Origin of the sequence: Paenibacillus sp. 3LSP (assembly GCF_032465655.1) — a bacterium.
GTDB classification, from domain to species: Bacteria; Bacillota; Bacilli; order Paenibacillales; family Paenibacillaceae; genus Fontibacillus; species Fontibacillus barengoltzii.
In genome coordinates, this window is the sequence record NZ_JAWDJI010000268.1 from 24,225 (window position 1) to 40,805 (window position 16,581).

Genomic DNA, 16,581 nt, shown 5'->3' on the forward strand with positions numbered 1-16,581 from the left:
ATGAGGCATAAAAGAAACGCCCCTATCCGGTTGAACTCCCGGAAGGGGCGTTTTGCTTGGAAGGGAAGTTAGCGCTGGGGGCTGACTTGAATTTTCGGCGAACCCGCCGCCGTTTGCGGGTCCTTACCGAGTAAAATGGTCAGTCCGAGCAGCGTGACGAGAATGGTCGCGCCCATATCGGACATGACGGCTACCCACAGCGTAAGCCAGCCGGGGATCGTCAGCAGCAGGGCGATCAGCTTCAGCGCAAGCGAGAGGCTGATATTCCAGGCGACGATCCGGCCAGCCCGCCGGGCGATACGGATGGCGCGGGGGAGATGGCCGAGATGATCCTGCATCAGCACGATGTCGGCGGTCTCTACGGCGCTGTCCGTGCCTTGGCCCATGGCGATCCCGAGGTCGGCGGCAGCCAAGGCCGGAGCGTCGTTGATCCCGTCGCCGACCATCGCCACGCTCCCGCGGCCGGCCAGCGCCTGAATCTGCGCGACCTTCTGCTCCGGCAGCAGGCCGGCATGCCATTCGCTGACACCGCTGCGGTCAGCGATCGCTTGGGCCGCCGCGGCGTGGTCGCCCGTCAGCATGACGGTGCGGGCGACTCCGGCGCGGTGCAAGGCGCGGACGACGTCCGGGGCTTCCGGACGGAGTTCATCGGCGAGGCCGAACAGGCCCAACACGCGCGCGGATTCCGCGGCGAGCACCACGGTGAGGCCCTCCGCTTTCAGTCGCGCGAGGTCAGCAGTGACGCGCGCCCGCTCCTCGCCGCCGAGGGAGAGCTGCGCGAGCAGCGCTTCGCTGCCGACATAGCAGCGAACGCCGTCGACCTCGGCGCTCACGCCCACGCCGGGCAAGGTCGTAAGCCCGGCGGGATGCGCCCAGCTGTCACCGCGCTGGGCGCCATCGGAGCAAGCGACGTGAGCGTCGCTGCTATGCCCGCTGCTTGGGGGTTCGCAGCAGCACGCTACGTCGCTGTGCTCGTCACTGTTGCCGCTGGTGCGGGCGGCAACGTAACGCACCACCGCAGCGGCCAGCGGGTGCAGGGAGCCGCGCTCCAGTGCGGCGGCTACCGTGTAAAACCGCTGCGGCACATACGCGATCTCGCGCTGCACCTCCGGCTGCCCCTTCGTCAGGGTGCCGGTCTTATCGAACGCGATCGCGTCCAGCTTCCCGAGCTGCTCCAGATGCACGCCGCCCTTGACGAGCACGCCGAGCCGCGCGCAGCGGGTCATTCCGCTGACCAGCGCGATTGGCGAGCTCAGCACAAGGGCGCACGGGCAGCCAACGATCAGAATGGCTAGACCTTCGTAGATCCATTTCATCCACGGCTGCCCGAACAGCAGCGGCGGAGCCAGCATCACCAGCGCCGCCAGAATCATGATGGCCGGCGTGTACCATTTAGCGAACTGATCGATGAACAGTTCGGTTGGCGTTTTCTTATCCTGCGCCTCCTGGACAAGATGCATGATTTTGGCCAGCGACGAGTCCTCGTACGGTTTATCGATCCGGACTTGAAGCAGGCCTTCCGTATTGATGCTGCCGCCGAATACCGGCATGCCGGGCTGTTTCGTGACCGGAATCGATTCGCCGGTAATGGCTGCTTCGTTGACGGCGCTCGTCCCTTCCAGGACCGTGCCGTCTGAAGGGATCTTCTCCCCGGCTCGGACGAGCACAATATCGTTTGCCTTCAACCGCGCGATCGGGACGATCATTTCCCGTCCGTCTTGAATGACAATCGCTTCCTTTGGAGCAGCATCCAATAGCGCCGATAGCGAGCGGCGGGCGCGGTTCATGCCATAACCCTCCAATAGCTCGTTCAGACCAAACAATATCGCGACCAACGTCGCCTCTTTCCATTCCCCGATCATCACCGCACCGGTTAAGGCTACGGTCATCAACGTATCCATGTTGAATTTCAATCGGAGCAAGTTCCGCAAACCGCGCAGGAACGTAGTGTACCCACTGAGGACAATGGCTGTCAGATAACTTGCAATCTGTACGGCATTGGGTACGTCGAGCAGAAACGTCCCCCCGTAGAGCACGGCGGAAATGACCAGCAGCCAGATTCCCAGGCGACTTTCATGTTCATGCGGTTCACTGGAGTTTCCGAGTTCTGCCGACTTCTGGGAGACGGCTTTCGAAGCAGCCTTAGCAGCCGTACCGTCAGCGGAGCTGGGACCCGGTAAGATTAGGGTGGCTCCGTCTCTTTTCAAAATCCGCTCCACCTGCTTCAAATCCACTGCAGGATGGAGGAGCAGGCGCCCGCTATTATATAGAAGAGAGGCATCCTCCCCGTAATCCAGGCGCTGAATTTCCTCCTGAATCTCCCGGGCACAGTTCGCACAGGACAATCCCAGCACACGATACTCGATGCGATGGCTCTCGCCGGACGTTTGATTTTTTGCCACTGTTGAGTTCATTCGTTCATCTGCTCCTTCTGATGCTCCAGCGTCATGGCTACCAGCGTCTGAATATGATGGTCGCTTAACGCATAGTAGACGTTCTTGCCTTCCTTGCGCGATTTGGCGATATGCAGTGCCTTCAGCTGGCGCAGATGATGGGAAGCCGTCGCCACGGAGACATCGAGTAAATCGGCGATATCGCAGACGCATAGCTCTTGGTGTTGCAAATAATAAGCAATCTTCACCCGATTCGGATCGGACAAAGCCTTAAAGATCTGGACCATCCCGTTCACGTCCCGTTCCTCCAGACTTTCTCGAAGCCTGTTCGTACGTGCAGGTTCGGTGCAATACTGCTCGCACACATCTGCGGTCTCTACCGTGTCGGCCATGGAACGTCGACCTCCTTTATTCAAATCAACGTTTGAATGATATAGTTCAAGTATAAGCGATCTTATAGCATATTCAAAGGTACTTTTGAATGTGTATGGCAACGATTTAGAGGCTCTGCTGCCCCTTCGGGCGCTTGTCGTGCCTTTTTGCGGGATTATCCCTTTCATTCAGATGGGTGTAGGGGAAGGAATGCTAAGAAGGTCTCCCTAGAAAGTGATCTTGTAAGGAGACCCCATGCTTGAACGGAGTCATTAGAAAAATAGACAGGAGCACGGATTTTCATCCCATGCTTCTAAAGTGAGGCGGGCTGCATCGAGAGAGAGGCGGATATTGTCGTCATCGCTGACTGCATCGAAGCGAACTGAAGCGAACTATTGAAGCGAACAACTGGGCTCGCAAACCGCAGCCAAACCGCTTCGTCTCTTCCTGATGCAACGGGATAATGGTCTAAAAGGATCGAATGGCAGCCTAGATATCGGCAACGCCGGCGTCTCCTGACCAAACCTTGGCTTGCTTGTCAATGACCGACACATAGGGGTTGCCGCGAATATAAAACCGCCACGGCTTTGCCGCATATTCCTCCGCATACGCAATGCCGATACGCGGTGCCTGGACGATCACTTCATCCGCTCCAGATCCCTCCGACATCGATCCGCCTTCGATCCAAAGCGGACCACCGGGATGTTCGAGCGGCAAACCGTTCAGCGCTTTCGTGATGTCCAGTGCACGGCACAGCTTGCCGGGGCCGCCTGATAAATCCGCCGGCTTGCGGGCAGCCGTCCCACGATAGCGGCGCATCGCCGCTTCGTCTGCCGAGGATAGAGGCTCGACCGCGCGGATTAGCACGGCTTGCGGGTCGCCTTCCGTACCGGTGACGACGTTCAGGCAGTTATACATGCCATAAATCAGATAGATGTAAGCCGTTCCGCCGGGTCCAAACATAATGTCCGTCCGCGCGGTACGGCGTCCTCCGTAGGCGTGGCTGCCTTTGTCCTCTATGCCGCCGTAGCTTTCCGTTTCGACGATGCGGCAGCGGATGTCGCCTTCTTCCGTACGTCGGACCAGCGTCTGTCCGAGCAGACGGGGGGCGGCCTCCAGGGCCGTCAATCGATAAAAAGCCGGGGGCAACGGCGCCCCCGGTTTGATTTGCTTCAAGATCGGGTCCATTGATAAGGAAGTCTCCTTGAACATTTTTTACTAGCGATTGCTTCCTTTATCGTAAGAACTTTTTCATGTCTTGTCCAACTCCCAACCCCAAACTCCAACTCCAGCCACAGCCAGCCTCTAATCCATCCACCAGCGTTTCAGATCTTCCCACCAGGAGTGGCTCTCCTTCTTCTCCACCTCGGCTGGAGGCGGTACGGGTTCGACTTCGCCTTCTCCATGCGTGGTGCAGTACTCTGTGGGCTCCGTGCCCTCAATGAACACCTCCAGTTTCTTGTCTGGGCAATCCTTCGTGGCGAGCAGCCCCGTATCCGGATCGATGTATACGCTGACCACCCCGTCCGGGATGGGAAAAATCTTCGGAGGTACTTTTTCCAACGCCTTTTCCGTGTATTTGGCGAAGATCGGGGCGGCTTTTCGCGACTCCGTGGTGCCAAGCGTCTTGCCCTTGTCATAGCCAACCCAAACGGCTGTCGACAACTCCGGCGTAAAGCCGACAAGCCAGGCGTCCGTACTAGTCGTTCCGGTTTTCCCGGCGACTGGTCGTTTGATTTCGTTGGAGACGCGGTTGCCCGTCCCTCCGGTCTCAAATACGCTCTCCATCAAATGCGTCAGTACGTAGGCGGCAGAAGCTTCTACCACTTGTTCGCTTTTGGCCGGTTTGGCCTCGTATAACACGCGCCCGCTGGCATCGGTAATTTTTAGCACCGCCACGGGTTCCACGCTGCGGCCCTGGTTGCTGATCACCGCAAACGCCGTAGCCATTTCGAACGGGCTGACCGGAGACGTCCCCAGCGCCAGCGAAGGAACGGCTTGCAACGGGCTGGTAATGCCCATTTTTCGCCCCATTTCGATGACCTGCTCGGCTCCTACTGTGAGAATCGTATTGACCGCATAGATATTGTCCGAAGCCGCTATCGCTTGTCGCATATCGATGTCGCCCAAGTATTTGTCACCGAAGTTTTTCGGGCTATAGGTTTTGCGGTTGTCGTCGTAATGGAACAGCGTTGGTTGACTGCTGAACTTGCTGGCACTGGTTAATTTTCTTGAAGACAGCGCGGTGAGATACATGATCGGCTTAAAGCTGGAGCCGGGCTGCCGCGTTGTGGCGAAGACATGGTTATACTGACTCTTCTTGTAATTGACACCGCCAACCATCGCTTTGATGTAGCCGTTACGCGGATCGATGGAAATGAGAGCAGCTTCCAGATCCGGCGAGTTTGCCAGCTCCGCAGCTACCGCTTCTTCCGCTGCTTTCTGCGCATCCGGATCCAGTGTCGTGTAGATGTTCAGCCCGCCGTGCTCAAGCAGCGTCTCGTCAAAGCCAAGCTCGCCGACTACCACATTGCGAATATAATCGCGGAAATAAGGAGCTTTATCGGTGGGACTTGGCTGCTTCGGCGATTGGAAATTCAGGATCGCCTCATATGCCTCATCGGCTTCCTGCTGCGTGATCTCGCCCGTGGCGACCATCGCCGACAGCACGGTACGCTGACGATCTTTGGCGTTCTTCATATGATTAAACGGCGAATAATAAGTGGGGCCTTTCGGAACCCCGGCTAACATCGCACTTTCGGCCAGACTTAACTCCTTTGCGGGTTTTCCGAAATACATCTGAGCGGCGGCTTCAATTCCGTACGCGCCATGCCCGTAATAAATTTCGTTAAGGTACATGCGCAAAATATCATCTTTGGAGTACTTCATCTCCAGCTGGGCGGTGTACATCGCCTCCTTAATTTTGCGGGACCAGGTCCGTTCATGCGACAGATACAAATTCCGCGCCAGCTGCTGGGTTAAGGTGCTCGCTCCTTGGACGGTGCCCATTTCCTTGATATTCACCAGGGTTGCTCGGGCCATCCCTTTCAAATCAAAGCCAAAATGGTTGTAAAACTGCCGGTCTTCGGTCGCCAGCGTCGCCTTGATCAGCCAAGGCGAGATCTCTTGCAGCTCCACGCTTTCCCGGTTCTTCCCGCCATCCGAAAACACCGCGATCGTCTCTCCCCGGCTGTTAATCAGCTGCGAGTTCCGATCTGATCCGGCGAGGGGCAGTTCGGCTTGGGACAAGTAGAGGAGCAGGAGGCCGACAGCGCATAGACCAAGGAGCCCCGTGCCGACCATCAGCTTGAACAGCAAAAGCCACGGACGGCGAGGTTTACGTTTATGATAATGTCGATCACTGCGAACGAGTTTCTGCACGAGAGGACTCTCCTTTCCGATCCTATAGCAAATCCGTGCTGCGAACGTCTAAAGTTCAGTATGGGAAAGTTTGGGAGAGATCATTCACGTCAGAAGCTGTGTTTGCGCCGTTAATTTGGGAGATGTGTTATTATTTTTTCGTTTGGTACAATATAGGAAATGATGTTTTGGGCTGACCTGCACGATTATGATCATAAGGAAAGAAGGGTGATCGCATGGAATTATGGTTTACGGAGAAGCAAACCCCCGTGTTTGGGATTACGGCAAAAATACGCGAAACGCTGGTTACGGAAAAAACGGAGTTCCAGGACTTGGCGATGTTAGATACGGAGGAATTTGGCCGGATGCTCGTCTTGGACGGCATGGTGATGACCACCATCAAAGATGAGTTCGTTTATCACGAAATGGTGGCGCATCCAGCGCTGTTCACCCATCCGAATCCGAAGCGGGTGCTCGTTGTAGGCGGCGGGGACGGCGGGGTTATTCGCGAGGTGATCAAGCATCCCGAAGTGGAGCAGGCAGTGCTGGTCGAGATCGACGGCAAGGTTATTGAATATTCCAAGAAATACTTGCCGGAGATTGCCGGGGAGCTGGACAATCCGCGGGTGGACGTGCAGGTCGCAGACGGCTATATGCATATTATTGAAAGCAAAAATCAATACGACGTCATCATGGTCGATTCTACCGAACCAGTGGGGCCGGCGGCGCCTTTATTTGAGCGCGGATTTTATCAAGGGATTTATGAGGCGTTAAAAGACGATGGCATCTTCGTTGCCCAGACTGATAACCCTTGGTTCAAAGCGGATTTGATTCAAAAGGTGAACAAAGACGTGAAAGAGATCTTCCCCATCGTTCGCGTTTACGGTGCGAACATCCCAACTTATCCAAGCGGGTTGTGGACGTTCACAATGGGCAGCAAAGTTTATGATCCACTGCAGGTGGACGAGACGAACATCCCTGAACTGGACACCAAGTACTACACGCCGCGTCTTCATAAGGCCGCATTTGTGCTGCCCAAATTCGTGGAAGACCTCGTGAAGTAAAATACGTCGTTCGGACTATAAATGGCCTGTCTAAAGTGTGATAGTATGATTTATATCACCACTTTCACATGGGACAAGGCGGGATTTTTATCAGAAGAAATAACCCAGCCCGAAGCATGCTTGCGGGCCTTACGATGATTGTTGTAGTGATGGTAGTCGGCTGGATCTTTTACGGCCGTCCGGATGCACCACCTTCTGGCGACTCCATTGAAACGCCGGTACAAGCTCCGACGACGGTTACAGGAGAAGCTTCAGACGTTGCGAATAACGATCTTGCTGTCGAGTCGCCGTATTTGCTAGACCATCTTCCTTTCAAGGATGAGGAGGTTCTTGCGATCACGGTTGGCGGAAACGGGAAAAATACCCGCATTCCAGCGCAGCGGCAATTTGTCCTGTTGGAATCGCTGCGTTATACGGATATGAAAAGTGCGCTTGCGGGTTCGGTACCGGCGGCTTCCCGGAAGCCGGTTGTTCTGCAGTTTAAGGTGGCAAACACGCACTATGAGCTAACCTATGATTTAACCAGTAACGCTTTTGAGTACCAAGGGAATTATTACTACGCTGACGACCGGGTGCTGCTGTTGATGCAAGGTCTGTTCCGCGAGCGGGAGGAGCTGGCTTCGTTGGATGCCCTGCAGGAGCAAGCAAGGGTGGAGCAAGAGAAGGAATCCTCCGTGAACCTGGATACGGCTCCTGCAGCTCCGTTGGACGGGGAAGCCGCGCAGGTGGATGGCCTGGACTTCGATGGATGGGAGCAGCGGCTAACCCAATATCCGCCCGAGGAGATCGTTTGGGCCAAGCCATACTATGATGACGGTACCGGTCAGGTGAAGGAAGCCCGTTTATTTAGAGACGGGGTGCTGGAGCTGAATCGGATGATCGTTTTTACGCGGCCGGTTCACCAGTGCGCAGCTGGCGTAAAGACGGGGATCAGCACGGCTGACGTTACGGAGAAATTAGGGACAAAGGCACTGAAGCTGGATAGCCGCTGGAGCTATAAAGTCGGGGATTATTTCCGGTTTCATGTGTATTTCCAGGATGACAAAGTGAAATACCTCGCATTAAGTCAACCCTTGTAGGCCGTATCTGGTCATGAAGGGAGGGAAGGAGCCGCTGAAGCAACGGCTCCTTTTTTTGCCTATGGGGGGCGTTGTACCGTATATGTATTGAATTGCCGGGGCGAACTGGCTATAGTAGTACAGTAAGGATCGATGTCGGAAGGAGTTTTGACCTATGCCGGAAACCAAGCCGGTAAGCCTTGTGCTGACAAGCCGACAGGGAACGGAAGAAACGGTGCAGCACCTGCGGGGAGATCTCATCCGCCGGAGCGACACCTTATATATCCGCTACGAAGAACCAGACCCGGGACCGGATGGTGCGAAGACGCGAACGATGATCAAACTATCTAGGAACGAGCTGAAAATCATCCGCCACGGAGGCGTAGAAGCCGAGCAAACCTTCCGCAGCGGCAGTCGAACACCAGGGTTTTACCGCTCACCCTTTACTCGGTTTAATCTTTCTACCGACACGGTGAAGCTGGAATCCCGATGGGACGGGGCAGTTGGTCAGGTGATCTGGGAGTATGATTTGTACGTATTTGAAGAACTATCAGGACGTTTTGAACTCAGTCTACATATACAGGAGGACGTTTAAATGCCACACAATCCGTTGGAACAAATGAACCAGGCGCTGAAGGAAGCGATCCTGGATGCGATCGTATCCGCTGGTCTTGCGCAGCGTGAGGAAATCCCGGCGATCGTCTTAGAAGTGCCGAAGGACAAGGCACACGGGGATTTTGCGACCAATGCGGCAATGCAACTGACGCGAATCGCCAAGAAGAATCCGCGCCAAATCGCGGAAGAAATTCTCGGGCAACTGGACTATGGAAAGGCTGGGATCGAGAAGGCAGAGGTTGCCGGTCCCGGGTTTATCAATTTTACGTTAAGCAAGAGTTATTTGTATCCGATTCTGCTGCAGGTCTACCGTGAAGGTGAGAACTATGGCCGCACTTCATTAGGTAATGGGAAAAAGGTGCAAGTCGAATTCGTCAGCGCTAACCCGACAGGCAGCTTGCACCTCGGTCATGCCCGGGGCGCAGCTGTAGGTGATGCGCTGTGCAACGTGCTGGATTTCGCCGGTTACGACGTGACGCGCGAATACTATATCAATGACGCCGGGAACCAGATCGTCAATCTGATCAAATCCATTGAGGCTCGCTATCGCCAAGAGCTTGGACAAGACGTAGAGATGCCGGAAGACGGATATCATGGCGAAGACATCAAGGGATTCGCCAAAGAGCTTGTTGCCGAACAGGGGGACAAGCTGCTGGGAATGCCAGAAGAAGAACGGACCGCGTTCCTGCGTAAATTCGGACTGGAGAAAGAGCTGTCCAAAATCCAGCGCGACCTGGAACGGTTCCGGGTTCGCTTTGACGTCTGGTTTAGCGAAACGTCCCTGTATCAGGATGGCCAAGTTGAAGCATCGCTGTCCGAGCTGCGTGAAAAGGGGCAGACGTATGAGCAAGACGGAGCAACCTGGTTGAAAACGACGGCTTACGGAGATGACAAGGACCGTGTATTGGTGAAAAATGACGGGACCTACACCTATTTGACGCCGGACATCGCATACCATCGCAATAAATATGATCGCGGCTTCGATCGGATCATCAATATTTGGGGCGCTGATCACCACGGTTATATTCCTCGGGTGAAGGCCGCCATGCAGGCGATCGGGAAAGATCCGGAGAAACTGACCGTATTGATTGCACAAATGGTCAGCCTGTTCCAGGACGGCGAGAAGGTGAAAATGTCCAAACGGACCGGTAAAGCGGTCACTATGGTGGATTTGATGGATGAGGTTGGGGTAGACCCGATCCGTTACTTCTTTACAATGCGCAGCATGGATTCACATCTGGATTTCGATATGGATCTGGCAATTTCCACCTCCAATGAAAACCCGGTGTACTACGTGCAATATGCCCATGCCCGGATTTGCAGCATCTTCCGCCAGGCGGAAGAACAAGGTATCCAGATTCCGGCGGCAGAGAACGTGAATCTCAGCAAGCTGACCGCTGAGCATGAATACGATCTGTTGCGGAAGCTCGGCGAGCTGCCGGAGGAAATTAACGTAGCTGCTGAGAACTACGCACCGCACCGATTGGTCCGCTATGTCTATGAACTGGCAGCGCTGTTCCACAGCTATTACCGGGCGGAGCGAGTCATTACAGAAGACGCGGAACAAACGGCGGCACGTCTGGTGCTGCTCGGCGGGGTGCGCACGGTACTTGCCAACGTGCTTCGTCTGATCGGCGTATCCGCGCCAGAAAAAATGTAATTCGCGGAAGCTGTTACGCGAGTTGCTTTAGTTGAGTGTCTCTTTGCATGATTATCCCGCTAATCAGACGCTGTTGCGTTCGATTTTGGGGCTATCCCGTTGAATTAGAGCGCTTATGCCTTTGATCAGGCTTGTATCCCGTTTGATCAGAGGAGGTTGTGCTTGTGCTTGATTACTGAGGTATCCCGATGAACCAGATGAAGGCTTGATTTGGATATCCACCTTAGACGACGACTTACCAAAAGGGATAATCGTGCAAAAAGAGCCGGGAAAGAGATCTATACTACCTATACAAGATTCAGTGTGCCTGCTTCGTGTTGAACTGCTGTATCCCAGCAAAGCACGGAGCAGGCACATTGCGATTAGATCAGTCCGCAAAGGGAAGCAGCAGGCGGCGGGCTTTAGCTTCTGCTACGCCCCAATTTGGTGCGCAGCAGGCGCACCGCACTCAGCTCGCCAGCGCCTCCGCCTTTGGCTCTGGCCGCTGTGCTGGCTAGCGGCTTAGCGGTACGACGCAGCCGGCGCTTGACCTCGCTTGGCTTCATGTCCGGCTTCATGGCCAGCAGCAAGGCTACGGCACCGCTCACATGGGAAGTTGCCATGGAGGTGCCGCTCATTTCGCGGTAACCTCCGCCCAGCCAGGCGGAGCTGATTTTTTCACCGGGGGCGTAAATATCGATATTTGGACCGTAGTTGCTGAAGGAGGCGATTTTGCCGTCCTTGCCGGTTGCACCTACAGAGATCGTTTGCGGGTAACGGGCCGGGTAATCGCAGCCGCGTCCCTTTTTGTCGTTCCCCGAGGACGCGACCACCACGATGCCTGCGTTATAGGCTTTGCGAATAATATTTTGCAAAGAGGCGCTGTTGCTCTTCATACCAAAGCTCATATTTACGATGTGCATCCGGTTGCGTACGCACCAGTCGATGCCCAAAATGATGTCAGAAACGAAGGCGGAGCCATTATGATCAAACGCCTTCACCGGAAATATCAAAGAACGCGGGGCTACGCCCATCATCCCTTGAGATCCGCCGGAGGCCGCGATGGTTCCGGCGATATGCGTGCCGTGTCCGTTATCGTCGTATGGTAAGCTGAGTCGATTCAAGAGATTAATCCCGCGAGCCAAGGAATGGCGAAGATCCGGATGGTTGAAATCGGCTCCCGTATCAATCACGCCGATACGGACCCTGTAGCCTGTGGACACGGACCAGGTTTCCGGGGCGCCGATTCGCCGCACCCCCCAAGGGATGGATGGAGCTTGCCCCTTGCCTGTCGGGGCCGGGCTATGGACGCTGACAAGGCTGTCGTCTTCGACCCACAGGCCGAAACGGGAGCGGGCCACTTCCCCACGTAAACCGAGGGGACAGATCAGCGCCTGCAGCAGCGAGGATGTGCGGATGTGCCGCAGTGCGGGATGCTGGCGCTTGTGCTTAAGCAATTGGCGGACGCATTCGGCAAATTCTGCCGGGTGTGCAAAGCGGATAATGATTCGACCGCTTTTTCCGGAGGCGTCGACATGATCGTTCAAAAACCTGAGGAATCCGGAGTAGTCCATGTATGAGTAGCCCCTCCTACGAAGCGTGTTGCAGTATAGTATGACGTTCCTTTTTTCATTGAATGGGGAAGCGGCCCTGTTTTAATGGAAATGGGCCCGGATTGCTGGATTTCGCGCGAATCCGGCGTGTCAAAGTGCAAATCTGGACATAGGATGAAGGGAAGGCCTTGCGGCTTTCGCCAACCCAAGAGAGGGCAGGGCCTTCTTTTGGGGAAGGATACAGTCAAGGAGCGGGGGACTAGGGGGTTCTCCGCTCCTTCCCTTTTGGCGGCGGGGCTTTGGTGTGTTTTTAAAACTTGCAATTTGATGCCAAATAGGTTTTACTAATGTGTGATATGGATATGTTAGTGAAAGAAACCGGCTCTAACGATAAGGTTTCATCATTGCTTTATAGTGAACTTTTGCGTGAGAGGAAGTGTCCGTAACGTGAGTACCCCGCTGAATTTGAAAATCGACCCGGAGAAAGTCCAAGAAATTCCTATGGTCGATTTGGCCTTTATGATTTTGAAGGCGGCAAACACGCCATATTACTACCGTGACTTGATGAATGAGGTCGCTAAGCTTCGCGGCATGAACGAGGAGCAAATTAACGAGGCGATTGCGCAGCTTTATACGGAGATCAACATCGACGGCCGGTTTGCCTGCGTTGGCACCAACCTGTGGGGCCTGAAACGCTGGTATCCGATCGAGCGGTCGGAAGATCCGGTCGGCAGCTCCAAGCGTCCGCGCATCATTAACGACGACGACGATCTGGAAGATGACGATTTTGTGGAAGAGGATGATACATACGTATCCGATGACGAAGAGGATTACGATGTACTCGACGAGGATTCCGAAGACGAGTTGTTCCCAGATGATGACGATGACGACGTGGAAGATGTGGACGACGAAGAGTTGCTTCCAGATGAGGAACTTGAAGACGAGGAAGACCTTAGCGAAGAGGACGACGATCTGGACACCGATGAGGATTTCGACGATAGCGACGAGGATTAATTAGCCTTGAGGCAGGAGCCTCGCGATATCTGAAGGGCTTATGAAGGACGGCGATGGCCGTCCTTTTTCATTCCTTATTTTGTTCATAAGATGCGCTCTGACTTGACTTGACACGAACTAGGGTAACGGGTAAACTATTGCATGGGCTTATGATTCAAACCTATATAACATGTGAATTTTATTAAAAAGTGCCCCGACCATTTCGGGTGTCACTTTTTATTTTTTTATGCCTTTTTGGCTATGTTTTACCGGATAATAGGTTACGCTAATGATCTAAGTTACCTGAATTTCTGGGATCCGATGGGATTGTGAACACGTACTACTTTAGGAGGTTTTTGGCTGTGGCAAAATACATTTTCGTGACAGGCGGGGTCGTATCCTCACTGGGGAAAGGGATTACGGCGGCTTCGCTGGGAAGGCTGTTGAAGAACAGGGGATTAAAGGTAACGATCCAGAAATTCGATCCTTATATTAACGTCGATCCGGGTACGATGAGCCCGTATCAGCACGGGGAAGTGTTCGTCACGGACGATGGCGCTGAGACTGACTTGGATCTGGGCCATTATGAACGTTTTATCGATATCAATCTTTCTAAGAACAGCAATGTGACGACTGGGAAAATCTATTCCTCCGTTATTGGCAAAGAACGTCGCGGCGAGTATCTGGGCGGCACGGTTCAGGTCATTCCGCATATTACCAACGAAATTAAAGAGCGTGTCTTCCGCGCTGGGCGTGAAGCAGGGTCTGACGTGGTCATCACCGAGATCGGGGGAACCGTCGGTGACATTGAGAGCTTGCCGTTCCTGGAAGCGATTCGTCAAATCAAGAGCGACATCGGACGGGAGAATGTGATGTATATTCACGTCACGCTCATTCCATATATTAAAGCGGCTGGCGAAGTGAAAACCAAGCCGACTCAGCACAGCGTCAAAGAACTGCGCAGCATCGGGATTCAACCGAACGTGATCGTCTGCCGTACCGAGCATGAGCTGTCGGACGATATCAAAGCGAAAATTGCACAGTTCTGCGATGTGGATCCAAGCGCGGTTGTGGAGTGCCGGGATGCCAATACGCTGTACGAAGTGCCGCTGAACCTGCTCGATGAAGGGCTGGACGAGATCGTTGTCAACCATCTGAAGCTGACGACGCCGGCTCCGGATATGCGTGAATGGGAAGGCCTCGTGGATCGCATTAACAAGCTGGAGAAGACGGTGGAAATCGCCATCGTCGGGAAATATGTGGCGCTGCATGACGCTTACCTCAGTGTAGTAGAATCGTTATCCCACGCCGGCTTTGATGCGAATGCCGATGTGAAGATCCGCTGGGTGAACGCAGAGGAAGTTACAGACGAGAACGTGGATGAGCTGCTGCAAGGCGTTGGCGGGATTTTGGTTCCAGGCGGCTTCGGCGATCGCGGTATTGAAGGCAAAATTACAACGATCAAATATGCTCGCGAGAAGCGGATTCCGTTCTTCGGCATTTGCTTGGGGATGCAGGTTGCGGTGATCGAATATGCTCGTTCGCTGGCCGGACTTCAAGGCGCGAACAGCTCGGAGATCAACCCTTCCACGGAGTATCCGGTAATCGATCTGTTGCCGGAGCAGAAGGATATCGAAGATCTGGGCGGTACGATGCGACTTGGGTTATACCCTTGTAAGCTGGTACCGGGATCGCTTGCGATGCAATGTTATAACGATGAACTGATTTACGAGCGCCATCGCCACCGGTATGAGTTCAACAATGCATACCGTGAGACATTGGAGCGCGTGGGCCTGCGCATTTCCGGGACTTCGCCGGACGGCCGATTGGTGGAAATCGTCGAGCTTCCGGATCATCCTTGGTTCCTGGCGGTGCAGTTCCATCCGGAATTCACCTCCCGTCCGAACCGTCCGCAGCCGTTGTTCCGCGAGTTCGTGAAAGCTTCGATCGCTCACCTGTCCTAAACGGATTTATCGAAAATTCCAATCTCAAAGCACCTGTAATTTTGGGGCAACTGATTTTTTAAGGCTCTTTTTTCCAGTGGAGAAGGGTTTTGCAAATCGGGAGCGAAGTATTTACTTATGACCAGGATTACATGGTGGACTTGTGGGAGGGCTTTTCGGTGGAAGAGAAGAAAGTATTAATTGTCGATGATCAGAACGGTATCCGCATTTTATTGATGGAAGTGTTTAGCAGCGAAGGGTATAAAACGTTTCAGGCAGCCAACGGTAAGATGGCTTTGGAAATCGTCCGCAGCGACTCGCCGGATTTAGTGCTTCTCGACATGAAAATCCCGGGCATGGACGGTTTGGAAATCCTTAAGCATATCAAGGAGGTCAATCCAGAGATCAAGGTAATCATGATGACCGCTTACGGTGAGCTTGACATGATCAAGGAAGCGACGGACCTTGGGGCGCTGATGCATTTTACGAAACCCTTTGACATTGATGAAATGCGCGCAGCAGTTAATTTACAGCTTAAAAGTGGAAATGTACTTTAAAGCAAGAGATGTTCTAAATAATAAACCTCCTGAGGATGATGGCGTGTTTTCCACGCGGATCCTTGGGAGGTCCTTTTTTTATTATTTTATTGGCATTCTGCACCATTAAGTAACCGATTCTACGTATATCCGGCACAGTTGCTTCAGTTCTTCCTCGGGCATAGGCTCCGGCGCGGAGGCTCCACAGATCAGACCATTGAAGAAGGCGTGGCCAATAAGCGGCCCGATGAACATTCTCATTGACATTTCCTCATCGCCGTCCTCCAGCTTCACCAACCCCGTTTCCCTGCACTTCTTCAGCAGATCCGTCAATACTTCGGTGCTTTTAGGAAAGGATTCGAGAAGCAGCTCCCCGAGCTCAGGAAAGCGGACTGATTCCGCAAAAACGATGCGAAGAATGGATAGATAAAGCGGGTCACTTAGCTTTACGGCGATGACTCGGGCCATCATCAGCATAGTATCGTAGAGCTGTTCCCGGTTTTCGGGCAGGGGCATGCTCGCTAGTGACGGCTGCTTCTCCTCCGTAAGCTCGTGGATCACTTGGCACAGCAGGTCGGAGAACAGCGCTTCCTTAGTCGAGTAATAGCGATACAGCGTCTGCTTGGATATGCCGGCTTCCGAGGTGACGAGATCCATGCTCGTTCCAGCGTACCCCCGGGTTAGGAAGAGGCTGCGGGCAGCCGTCAAAATTTGCTTGCGCTTTGCCGCTTCCCGCGGCGACAGGTTTATCATAGGTCCAGATCGCTCCTCCATGCTTTGTATTACTTGTTCAAATTATTTCATATCGTACAAGACGGGTCAATGAGCGCAAAAGCTTCACCTTGACAGATGGTGCGAGCCATTTTATATTTTATCAAACTGTACAGTACAGTATGATCTTATTTCTATTGTAGCAGGCAATGGACCAGAAAAATCCGGAAGTACGATACAAGCTAACCGGAATACAGAATGCGGGGTATATCTATTATGTTATTTATTAAACATGAATTCGGAATGTAGCCTAGCCAAAATCTGAGAGATTCACGTTGTGACAA

Annotated in this window: 13 protein-coding genes; 7 read left to right on the plus strand and 6 right to left on the minus strand. The window is 53.8% G+C overall.

The window, feature by feature from the left end:
- Positions 1-68: 68 nt before the first annotated feature.
- The 4 genes from RW092_RS23430 to RW092_RS23445 all read right to left on the minus strand — a co-directional run bounded on the left by RW092_RS23430 (position 69) and on the right by RW092_RS23445 (position 6,146).
- Positions 69-2,414 carry a heavy metal translocating P-type ATPase gene (locus RW092_RS23430; RefSeq protein ID WP_316011431.1) on the minus strand — a complete coding sequence of 782 codons (2,346 nt, stop codon included), beginning with the start codon at positions 2,412-2,414 and terminating at the stop codon, positions 69-71.
- Positions 2,411-2,785 carry an ArsR/SmtB family transcription factor gene (locus RW092_RS23435; RefSeq protein WP_016314625.1) on the minus strand — a complete coding sequence of 125 codons (375 nt, stop codon included), beginning with the start codon at positions 2,783-2,785 and terminating at the stop codon, positions 2,411-2,413. The genes RW092_RS23430 and RW092_RS23435 overlap by 4 nt, the downstream gene beginning before the upstream one ends.
- 469 nt (positions 2,786-3,254) lie before the next feature.
- A complete protein-coding gene (locus RW092_RS23440; RefSeq protein ID WP_316011427.1) occupies positions 3,255-3,953 on the minus strand; it encodes a DNA-3-methyladenine glycosylase in 699 nt (232 codons plus the stop codon).
- A 117-nt stretch (positions 3,954-4,070) separates the two neighbouring features.
- Positions 4,071-6,146 (minus strand): transglycosylase domain-containing protein, encoded by a 2,076-nt coding sequence (locus tag RW092_RS23445; protein WP_316011428.1) that lies wholly within the window; start codon positions 6,144-6,146, stop codon positions 4,071-4,073.
- 215 nt (positions 6,147-6,361) lie between these two features.
- Between RW092_RS23445 and speE the strand changes: the two genes are divergently transcribed.
- The 4 genes from speE (at position 6,362) to argS (ending at position 10,522) form a co-directional block, all read left to right on the plus strand.
- Positions 6,362-7,189, plus strand: coding sequence for a polyamine aminopropyltransferase (gene speE, locus RW092_RS23450; protein WP_028539094.1), 828 nt, complete (start codon positions 6,362-6,364; stop codon positions 7,187-7,189).
- Positions 7,190-7,323: 134 nt separating this feature from the next.
- Positions 7,324-8,268, plus strand: coding sequence for a hypothetical protein (locus RW092_RS23455; protein WP_255315360.1), 945 nt, complete (start codon positions 7,324-7,326; stop codon positions 8,266-8,268).
- A gap of 154 nt (positions 8,269-8,422) precedes the next feature.
- Complete coding sequence (locus RW092_RS23460; protein WP_028539096.1) at positions 8,423-8,842, plus strand: YwiB family protein; 420 nt, start codon at positions 8,423-8,425, stop codon at positions 8,840-8,842.
- Positions 8,843-10,522 (plus strand): arginine--tRNA ligase, encoded by a 1,680-nt coding sequence (argS, locus tag RW092_RS23465; RefSeq protein WP_028539097.1) that lies wholly within the window; start codon positions 8,843-8,845, stop codon positions 10,520-10,522.
- A gap of 401 nt (positions 10,523-10,923) precedes the next feature.
- On the opposite strand, the gene RW092_RS23470 is transcribed toward argS, so the two are convergent.
- On the minus strand, positions 10,924-12,075 hold the full coding sequence (locus RW092_RS23470) for a S8 family peptidase (RefSeq protein WP_016314618.1): 1,152 nt from the start codon (positions 12,073-12,075) through the stop codon (positions 10,924-10,926).
- Positions 12,076-12,501: 426 nt separating this feature from the next.
- Between RW092_RS23470 and rpoE the strand changes: the two genes are divergently transcribed.
- The 3 genes from rpoE to RW092_RS23485 all read left to right on the plus strand — a co-directional run bounded on the left by rpoE (position 12,502) and on the right by RW092_RS23485 (position 15,547).
- On the plus strand, positions 12,502-13,068 hold the full coding sequence (rpoE, locus tag RW092_RS23475) for a DNA-directed RNA polymerase subunit delta (RefSeq protein WP_127576201.1): 567 nt from the start codon (positions 12,502-12,504) through the stop codon (positions 13,066-13,068).
- 341 nt (positions 13,069-13,409) lie between these two features.
- Positions 13,410-15,011: a CTP synthase gene (pyrG, locus tag RW092_RS23480; protein ID WP_316011429.1), complete on the plus strand. Its 1,602-nt coding sequence runs from the start codon at positions 13,410-13,412 to the stop codon at positions 15,009-15,011.
- A 131-nt stretch (positions 15,012-15,142) separates the two neighbouring features.
- Positions 15,143-15,547, plus strand: a complete 405-nt coding sequence (locus RW092_RS23485) for a response regulator (RefSeq protein ID WP_036626312.1) — start codon at positions 15,143-15,145, stop codon at positions 15,545-15,547.
- Between the two features lie 105 nt (positions 15,548-15,652).
- Here the strand turns inward: RW092_RS23485 and RW092_RS23490 are convergent, their stop codons facing one another.
- On the minus strand, positions 15,653-16,279 hold the full coding sequence (locus RW092_RS23490; protein ID WP_316011430.1) for a TetR/AcrR family transcriptional regulator: 627 nt from the start codon (positions 16,277-16,279) through the stop codon (positions 15,653-15,655).
- Positions 16,280-16,581: the final 302 nt, after the last annotated feature.

Excerpts from the sequence above, each read along its gene's own strand:
- RW092_RS23490 (WP_316011430.1), bottom strand. The coding sequence starts at position 16,279 with ATGATAAACCTGTCGCCGCGGGAAGCGGCAAAGCGCAAGCAAATTTTG.
- argS (WP_028539097.1), top strand. The coding sequence starts at position 8,843 with ATGCCACACAATCCGTTGGAACAAATGAACCAGGCGCTGAAGGAAGCG.
- RW092_RS23485 (WP_036626312.1), top strand. The coding sequence starts at position 15,143 with ATGGTGGACTTGTGGGAGGGCTTTTCGGTGGAAGAGAAGAAAGTATTA.
- RW092_RS23470 (WP_016314618.1), bottom strand. The coding sequence starts at position 12,075 with ATGGACTACTCCGGATTCCTCAGGTTTTTGAACGATCATGTCGACGCC.
- RW092_RS23435 (WP_016314625.1), bottom strand. The coding sequence starts at position 2,785 with ATGGCCGACACGGTAGAGACCGCAGATGTGTGCGAGCAGTATTGCACC.
- speE (WP_028539094.1), top strand. The coding sequence starts at position 6,362 with ATGGAATTATGGTTTACGGAGAAGCAAACCCCCGTGTTTGGGATTACG.
- RW092_RS23455 (WP_255315360.1), top strand. The coding sequence starts at position 7,324 with ATGATTGTTGTAGTGATGGTAGTCGGCTGGATCTTTTACGGCCGTCCG.
- RW092_RS23460 (WP_028539096.1), top strand. The coding sequence starts at position 8,423 with ATGCCGGAAACCAAGCCGGTAAGCCTTGTGCTGACAAGCCGACAGGGA.
- RW092_RS23430 (WP_316011431.1), bottom strand. The coding sequence starts at position 2,414 with ATGAACTCAACAGTGGCAAAAAATCAAACGTCCGGCGAGAGCCATCGC.
- RW092_RS23440 (WP_316011427.1), bottom strand. The coding sequence starts at position 3,953 with ATGGACCCGATCTTGAAGCAAATCAAACCGGGGGCGCCGTTGCCCCCG.